The organism is uncultured Veillonella sp. (assembly GCF_915069625.1).
GTDB lineage: Bacteria > Bacillota > Negativicutes > Veillonellales > Veillonellaceae > Veillonella.
This window is the reverse complement of the sequence record NZ_CAJZFD010000088.1, coordinates 1-8,027: the sequence shown is the minus strand read 5'-3', so window position 1 is coordinate 8,027 and position 8,027 is coordinate 1. Positions and strand designations below refer to the sequence as shown.

9 protein-coding genes are annotated in these 8,027 nt (G+C 38.0%); all 9 read left to right on the top strand.

Features of this window, described 5'->3' with window-relative positions:
* The first annotated feature begins 136 nt into the window (after positions 1-136).
* Complete coding sequence (polA, locus tag QZ548_RS05885) at positions 137-2,758, top strand: DNA polymerase I (RefSeq protein WP_295869035.1); 2,622 nt, start codon at positions 137-139, stop codon at positions 2,756-2,758.
* Between the two features lie 34 nt (positions 2,759-2,792).
* Positions 2,793-3,407 carry a dephospho-CoA kinase gene (coaE, locus tag QZ548_RS05880; RefSeq protein WP_295792435.1) on the top strand — a complete coding sequence of 205 codons (615 nt, stop codon included), beginning with the start codon at positions 2,793-2,795 and terminating at the stop codon, positions 3,405-3,407.
* Positions 3,408-3,563: 156 nt separating this feature from the next.
* Entirely contained in the window at positions 3,564-4,118 is a 555-nt protein-coding gene (locus tag QZ548_RS05875) for a lytic transglycosylase domain-containing protein (protein ID WP_119206904.1), read from the top strand.
* Positions 4,102-4,797: a hypothetical protein gene (locus tag QZ548_RS05870; protein WP_295869033.1), complete on the top strand. Its 696-nt coding sequence runs from the start codon at positions 4,102-4,104 to the stop codon at positions 4,795-4,797. The genes QZ548_RS05875 and QZ548_RS05870 overlap by 17 nt, the downstream gene beginning before the upstream one ends.
* A 264-nt stretch (positions 4,798-5,061) precedes the next feature.
* On the top strand, positions 5,062-5,520 hold the full coding sequence (rimP, locus tag QZ548_RS05865; protein WP_295869031.1) for a ribosome maturation factor RimP: 459 nt from the start codon (positions 5,062-5,064) through the stop codon (positions 5,518-5,520).
* A gap of 17 nt (positions 5,521-5,537) precedes the next feature.
* On the top strand, positions 5,538-6,614 hold the full coding sequence (gene nusA / locus QZ548_RS05860) for a transcription termination factor NusA (RefSeq protein WP_105089094.1): 1,077 nt from the start codon (positions 5,538-5,540) through the stop codon (positions 6,612-6,614).
* A 2-nt stretch (positions 6,615-6,616) separates the two neighbouring features.
* The gene (locus tag QZ548_RS05855) at positions 6,617-6,886 is read left to right on the top strand and encodes an RNase P modulator RnpM (RefSeq protein WP_005386859.1); all 270 of its coding nucleotides are present in this window, start codon (positions 6,617-6,619) and stop codon (positions 6,884-6,886) included.
* Between the two features lie 12 nt (positions 6,887-6,898).
* Positions 6,899-7,204: a ribosomal L7Ae/L30e/S12e/Gadd45 family protein gene (locus tag QZ548_RS05850; RefSeq protein ID WP_295869030.1), complete on the top strand. Its 306-nt coding sequence runs from the start codon at positions 6,899-6,901 to the stop codon at positions 7,202-7,204.
* A gap of 15 nt (positions 7,205-7,219) precedes the next feature.
* Positions 7,220-8,027, top strand: an 808-nt coding sequence (locus QZ548_RS05845) for a translation initiation factor IF-2 N-terminal domain-containing protein (protein ID WP_295869028.1), incomplete at its 3' end; no start/stop codon positions are given.

Sequence of the window (8,027 nt, the reverse complement as noted above, 5' to 3'; positions counted from 1 at the left end):
GGTCACCCGTGTTCCCATTCTTCTAAAGTAAGAATGCGTAGTACATATATTTTTACCTTCGTATCAGCGATTAAAAATCAATTTTATTACGCCTCAATATGCTATAATGAAACATATGATTAAGCGAGGTGTACTTATGAAAAAATTAATGATTATAGATGGCAGTAGTTTGTTATTCCGTGCGTTCTTTGCATTACCACCGTTGAAGTCTGCTTTAGGTACTCCAACGAATGCGGTGTACGGTTTCTTAACAATGCTCATTAAATTGTACGAAGAAATCAATCCGGATTATATTGCTGTAGCCTTTGATAAAGGTCGTCAGACATTCCGTACAGAAATGTACAGCGAATATAAAGGTAATCGTCCAGATGCACCAGAGGATTTACGACCTCAATTTAGCCTTATTCAAGATGTATTAAAAGCATTGGGCATTTGTGTTATTGAAGAAGAAGGTTTTGAAGGGGATGATATCCTCGGATCTTTGAGTAAGAAATTTGGCACCTCTGAAATGGCTGTTCAAATTATTACTGGTGACCGCGATAACCTTCAACTCGTAACAGAACATAGTCATGTATTCTTAACTAAAAAAGGCATTTCTGACATGTTAGAGGTTACTCTTGATAACATGGAGGAACTCTATGGTTATGGCCCAGATAAGGTTATCGAAATGAAAGCTCTTATGGGGGACTCTTCCGATAATATTCCAGGTGTACCAGGTGTAGGTGAAAAAACGGCTCTTAAATTGATTACAGAATACGGTAATCTTGAGTCTGTATATGATCATATTGAAGATATTTCTGGTAAGAAATTAAAAGAGCGACTCGTTGAAAACAAAGATTTAGCTTTCTTATCTCGTGAGTTAGCTACCATCAAAACGGATATGGACTTATCTTACAAGGTAGAAGACTTTGTGCAAAATTTCCATGCCTCTGAGGTACAGCCTTTATTTGAAACTTTAGGCTTTACTAAATTAACACCTCGTATTGTTCAAGTAATGGGCGGAGAGGAAGCAGCTTTTGGTGAACCAGGCTCTCTTTTTGCACCACAAGAGGAAATTTCTTTAGACGATTTAGCTGATGCTAAGGCGCTAACCCCTGATTTCTATACAGATAAAACAGTAGCAGTACATGTTGTGCTTGATGGCAAAACTCCATTTAGAACTATCGAGACTGCCTATCTTTCTAATGGTGATACTGTCGTTAAAACAAATGATACAAAGGCTGTTCTAGCAGTATTACAAGGGGCTAAGGCCATTGTTACTACTCAAACAAAAGAATTAATAGAAGCATTGGGTGACGAGTCACCAGCTGAAATCTCTTTGTTTAATGATGATAACTCTGCACGTATCCATGATATGTCTCTTCTAGCATACTTGTTAGATCCAACACGTACTAACTATGGTTATCTATATTTAACGGAACGTTTCTCTGTGCCTAGCATTGCTAGCGGTAGCGTAGATGTAGAGTGCGTATCTATGGTGAAAGCTTTACTTGCTATGAATGATGTAGCTTGTGAATCTGCTCGACGTGAAGAGTTATGGTCTTTATATGAAACTATTGAGTTGCCATTGATTCATACATTAGTAGTAATGGAGAAAAATGGTATATATATTGATACAAATAAGCTGGCTGAAACGACATCTCGCTTTAAAGATGAATTAGCCCAAGTACAACAAGAGATTTATGATCTTGCTGGTGAAACTTTCAACATAAACTCTCCAAAACAGTTGGGGGTCATCTTGTTCGAAAAGATGAACTTGCCAGTTATTAAGAAAACTAAGACTGGATATTCTACAGATGCTGAAGTACTTGATATGCTACGTAATGAGAGTCCAATCGTGGAAAAAATCTTGGCATACCGTTCTGTAGCAAAATTAGTATCTACCTATTGTGAAGGATTAGCAGTCCTTATTAATGATAAGACTAAGCGTATTCATACTACCTTTAATCAAATGGTTACGGCTACAGGTCGTCTTAGTTCCTCTGATCCTAACTTACAAAATATTCCTGTTCGTACCGAAAAAGGCCGTGAAATTCGTGCCTTATTCTATCCAGGTGCAGGGTATGACACATTAGTGAGTGCCGATTATTCTCAAATTGAGTTACGTATTTTAGCACATCTTTCTGGCGATGAAGCGTTGATTAAAGCTTTCGTTGATGGTAAGGATATTCATCGCTTTACTGCAGCAGAGGTACTAGGTAAATCTCAAGATGAGGTAACAAGCGAAGAGCGTTCTCATGCAAAGGCTATTAACTTTGGTATTATTTATGGTATTTCTGACTTTGGCTTATCTCGCGACCTTGGTATCACACGGGGAGAAGCTAAAAACTATATTGACTTATACTTTAGCCGTTATCCTAAGGTTAAAGAGTACATGGATCGTATGGTTCAGGAGGCCCATGAAACTGGTAAGGTTCGCACTATGTTCGGCCGTCAACGCGAACTTCCTGATATTAATAGCCGCAACTTTAACCGTCGTTCCTTTGCTGAACGTACGGCGATGAATACACCAATTCAAGGTACTGCTGCAGATATTATCAAGTTAGCAATGAACCAAGTTGAGCAAAAGCTAGAGGAAGGAAACTTTAAATCTCGACTTTTATTACAAGTACATGACGAACTTGTATTAGAAGTAGTGAATGAAGAATTAGACGCAGTTGAAGAATTATTGCGTTCTACAATGCAATCTGTAGTAGAATTACAGGTTCCTCTTATTGTAGATGTGCATCATGCTGAGAACTGGGCATTGGTAAAATAGTTTAATTGATAGTATTACGTGTTAGAAGGTATATATGTTTAAAATAGGCTTAACTGGTGGTATTGCATCAGGCAAGAGTACAGTCCTTACCTATTTTAAGGACAAAGGAATACCCTATATCGATGCTGATATTGTAGCTCGTGAAGTAGTGGAGCCGGGGACTGAGGGCTTACAAGCTATTGTAGAGACCTTTGGTTCTAATGTTTTACATGCTGACGGCACACTCAATCGTGAAGCGCTTGGTGCTATAGTCTTTCACAATGAAGAAAAACGACAATTATTAAATAGCTGTCTAAAAACACATATACGCAATCGTATTATGGAGTTGACATCTCAATATGAACAAGGAAATACGCCAATTTTAATCTATGATATTCCATTACTCATCGAAGGGGAATGGTATACCATGATGGATGAGGTGTGGCTCGTATATGTGAATGAAACGACTCAAATCGAACGTTTAATGAGTCGTAATGGATATACGAGAGAGGATGCCCTTGCTCGTATTAATAGTCAAATGCGGCTTGATGATAAACGTGCCTATGCAGATATAATCGTTGATAATAATGGTACGCCTCATGATTTAACAGTACAGTTGAATACTATTTGGAATGAGCGTATAGAGACAGTTTTACAAGAATCAAAATAATTACCTATTATGTACTAAAATTGGTATATAAAAATTAGTATTAAATGGTATAATAAGCCCATAAAATTTTATATAATAGTAACCTACCATTTGGTGGATTACTATATTGTACCGATATCAAAATCGGATAAAGATTGTGTAAGGAAAGGGGGATATATGAAACGTGCAACGGCAACGGCGCTATCGTGCGTCGTACTTGGGTGGTTTTATTTTACTCATTTAGATGATCCTATAGCGCGTCAAGTGGCGTACCCCTTTAACTATAGAGATGTAGTGATGGCTGCAGCTGATAAGGAACAAGTACCACCTTCCTTAGTGGCTAGTGTTATCTTAGCTGAAAGTAAATATAAGAATACTGCGGAATCTGAAACCGGCGCTCTTGGATTGATGCAACTTATGCCAGATACAGCGCGATGGGTAGCTCAACAAGTTGGACATGGAAACTATACAGATCGCCAGTTAAAAGAGCCGGAAACTAATATTGAGTTAGGTACATGGTACCTAGGTCATTTGTTAAAGGAATTTAATGGTGATGAGGTGCAGGCGTTAGCTGCGTACAATGCGGGACGTGGTCATGTTGAATCTTGGCTCAATGAGAATAAATGGAATGGCATGGTTGATACCATACCTTTTCCTGAAACGCGTAGCTATGTAAAAGCTGTCTTACAGTATCAAGAAAAGTACGAGGCATTATATGGAAACGATTATTGAAGCTTGTAAAGCATTAGATTATTCATGGTTGCCTCAGCAAATTGAGGGATTTACCTTAGTGGCGTCCAATGAAGCTGATTATACGGCACTACTTGAGCGTCTCGGAGTCGGTGAAGAGGTATTAAAGGTACCTATTTTCCATTATCAAAATGATTTGGGGTGGCGATGGTCTGCCTTATATGATAAAGAGGTAGAGGACTATACAGTACATATTGAAATGCCACTATTTTCCTTTGTTGATATTTCTTTTGTGCGTGCTGATTTAGAGTCGTTTTGGCAAGGATTACAAGATCGCTGTGTCAAAGGGTTAACTAATATGTTAATAGAGCCAGCGAATAACTTTACCTTTACCTATCGTCGTCGAGGCATTCCTGAATGGGATTTTTCCGAGGTTATGCCTAAAGAACTGGAAGGCTTTGTATGTGATATTGATCCAGCTCATGCAATCCGGATGATTAATGGTTCTTTTATTATCGGTGAGTATCGTAAGATGGACGAATATACAGGATTATTGCTATATTATAACGAATTGCGAGATGAATACTTTGCAGAACTTCGTTATAAAAATTATCCTGAAATAGACCATCACCTAGATGCTAAAAATTTAGATGATTTAACTACAGTTCTACGTGAACATTTGGGTCCTATATTAAAAGGATTAAATGAACGCGTCGACTAAGGATAATCATTATATATGACTATGCTATTTTTTGAGTTATTTTATATTCATATGAAATAATCTAAGTGGGAATGTTTGGTTAAAGCCCATAAGAAAGCGTAGAATTTGTATATACACAGCAAATGTGATATACTATATATGACTTTTATATAAATCTTTTAAAAGAGTGGGCTTATGTCCACTCTTTCATTTATGATTAGCCTAATTAAGGTATTTGAAAAAAAGAGATATATACAAGATGTAGTAATGAAGGAGGCGATGGCTATGAAGAGAGAAGCAGTAGAGGAATTTGTATCCTCTGTAGTTGAAGGTATTATAGCCGGCACCGAAATGGAACTAGTCGATGTAGATTACGTTCGTGAACGCGATTGGTATTTGCGTGTCTACCTTGATAAACCAGGTGGTGTAGATTTGGATGATTGTCAGATGGTTAGCGAAAAACTAAGTGCTGTCCTCGACGAAAAGGATCCAATTACGGAAAACTATTTATTGGAAGTATCTTCTCCAGGCTTAGATCGAGTTCTTAAGAAGGATAAGGATTTGATTCGCTATAATGGCCGAGACGTAGATATTCAGTTATTTAAACCTGTTAATGGCAGTAAGCAATTTACTGGTGCCTTACAAGGTTTTACGGATACAACTATCGACTTTACTATTAATGGTGAAAGCATGACATTTGAACGTTCTGCTATTGCACAAATTCGATTACATCTTGATTTTTAATATATGGAGGCATACGAGTGAGTCAAGAATTAATTCAAGCGGTAATGGTGCTTACAAAGCAAAAAGGTTTTGCTCCTGAGGTTATTTTTGAATCCTTAGAGGCTGCATTGTTGCAAGCATATCGCAAAGAACCAACATCTAATCCAGATGCTTACGTTGTGATTGACCGCGAAACAGGCGTTTATAAAGTAATGGCTAAAAAACAAGTGGTAGAAACTGTAGAATTGCCAGAAACAGAAATTAGCTTGTTAGAAGCTCGCAAAATTGACAAACGTTTTGAAATTGGTGACGTAGTAGAAGTTGATGTTACTCCAGCTAACTTTGGCCGTAGTGCTGCCCATACTGCAAAACAAATGCTTATTCAACGTTTGAAAGAGGCTGAACGCAGCGTAGTATATGAAGAATACTATAGTCGTGAAGGCGATATCATCACTGGCGTTATTACACGTGTAGAAGGTAAAAATGTGTTTATCGACTTAGGTAAAACAGAAGCTATTTTACCTCCTACAGAACAAATTGCTAGCGAAACATATCGCGAAGGGGATCGTATTAAATGCTATATCGTAGAGGTTAAGAAAACTACGAAGGGCCCTCAAATCATGATTTCCCGTACACATCCTGGTTTATTGAAACGCCTCTTTGAATTAGAGGTGCCAGAAATTTATGAAGGTGTAGTAGAGCTTAAATCCGTAGCTCGTGAGCCTGGTATGCGTTCCAAAATTGCTGTATACAGTCGCGATGAAAACGTTGATCCAGTAGGTGCTTGCGTAGGTCCTAAAGGTCAACGTGTACAACATATCGTTGATGAATTACACGATGAAAAAATTGATATCGTTAAATGGGATGAAGATCCAGCAATTTATATCGCTAACTCCTTGAGTCCAGCAAAGGTTGTATCTGTTGATGTAAGTGAAGAAGAAAAATCCTCTTACGTTGTAGTTCCTGATTACCAATTATCCTTGGCAATTGGTAAAGCTGGTCAAAATGCTCGATTGGCAGCCAAATTAACTAACTGGAAAATCGATATTAAGAGTGAAACTCAAGCAGCTGAAGAACCTTTTGCAGGTTTCGGAAATGCTGAGGACGGTGAATAGTCATGAAACCGAAATCCCAACCTATGCGCACATGCGTAGGATGTGGTGAGCCTAAGGCGAAACGTGAATTAATTCGCGTAGCCTTAAGTCCAGATGGCAATATCAGTATTGACCGTACTGGAAAAGCACCGGGGCGTGGAGCGTATTTATGTGAGTCCATGTCATGCTTTGAGCAAGCCTATAAGGCTAAGCGATTAGAACGGTCATTAAAGCATAGTGTATCGAAAGAAATATACGAAGCATTACAACGTGATTTACAAGAGAATGAGTAATCACTGATATACATGAATGAAGATAAAATTTTAAATCTCTTAGGATTAGCACAACGAGCTGGCAAGGTTATTTCTGGTGACTTTATCGTAGAAAAAGCCATGAAGAGAAAGGAACCTAAACTAGTCCTTCTCGCTGGCGATTGTGCATCCAATAATGAAAACAAATATAATCAATTAGCAGAAACACATCATATCCCACTTCGTAGCATTGGTACTAAAGAAACTTTAGGAACTGCTATTGGTAAAGAGGTTCGGGTAGTGGTCGCAGTACTAGATGATGGATTTGCAAAGGCGTTACTAAAAGAGATTGATCGATAATAAGGGGGTATGTAGATGTCCAAAAAGCGCGTTCATGAAATCGCCAAAGAGTTTGGCGTAGAAAGTAAGCAGGTCATTTCTATCTTGCAACAACATAATATTAATGTTACAAAAGCAGTAAACTCTGTAGATGATTCAGGCTATGATATTGTTAAAAAACAATTAAGTAAGAAAGCTGAAGCACCTAAAGCTACACAAAAGGTAGAACCAAAATCTGCTCCAACAGCAGCACATAAACAAGAGGCTGCACCACATAAACAACAAAATCCAAATCGTTCTAACGAATACAAAAAGGATAATCATAAACAAGGTGGTCAAAAACAAGACGATCAATCTAAACAAAACGACCATAAAAAGGGCAATGTACGTCATGTACAAATCTCTGAGCCTACACGTAAATCCGAAGGTAACCAACAATCTGGTGACCGCGCTAATAACCGCCCTAACAATAACAGAAATAATGATAATCGTAATAACGGTCGCCCTAATGATGCTCGTAATAACGATAATCGCAATAACGACAATCGAAACAATGATAACCGCAATTCTAATAACAATGATCGTCGTAACAAGAAGAATAAAAAAGGTGGCAATAACCGCCCTCAATCCTTGTTATCTACATCTATGCAAAAGAAAAAGAATCGCGTAAAACATCGTAACGAACAATACTTACAACAAAAAGCTGAAGCTGAACGTAAGGCTGAAGCAGCGATTGCTACAGAAATCGAATTATCTGGTCCTTTAACTGTTAAGGAACTAGCTGAAAAGATGGGCCGTGAAGTATCTGAAATCATCAAAAAATTGATGCTTTTAGGTGTTATGG

What these genes read in the sequence shown, in the direction of transcription:
- polA (WP_295869035.1), top strand. Translation starts at nt 137, where the DNA reads ATGAAAAAATTAATGATTATAGATGGCAGTAGTTTGTTATTCCGTGCG.
- coaE (WP_295792435.1), top strand. Translation starts at nt 2,793, where the DNA reads ATGTTTAAAATAGGCTTAACTGGTGGTATTGCATCAGGCAAGAGTACA.
- QZ548_RS05875 (WP_119206904.1), top strand. Translation starts at nt 3,564, where the DNA reads ATGAAACGTGCAACGGCAACGGCGCTATCGTGCGTCGTACTTGGGTGG.
- QZ548_RS05870 (WP_295869033.1), top strand. Translation starts at nt 4,102, where the DNA reads ATGGAAACGATTATTGAAGCTTGTAAAGCATTAGATTATTCATGGTTG.
- rimP (WP_295869031.1), top strand. Translation starts at nt 5,062, where the DNA reads ATGAAGAGAGAAGCAGTAGAGGAATTTGTATCCTCTGTAGTTGAAGGT.
- QZ548_RS05855 (WP_005386859.1), top strand. Translation starts at nt 6,617, where the DNA reads ATGAAACCGAAATCCCAACCTATGCGCACATGCGTAGGATGTGGTGAG.
- QZ548_RS05850 (WP_295869030.1), top strand. Translation starts at nt 6,899, where the DNA reads ATGAATGAAGATAAAATTTTAAATCTCTTAGGATTAGCACAACGAGCT.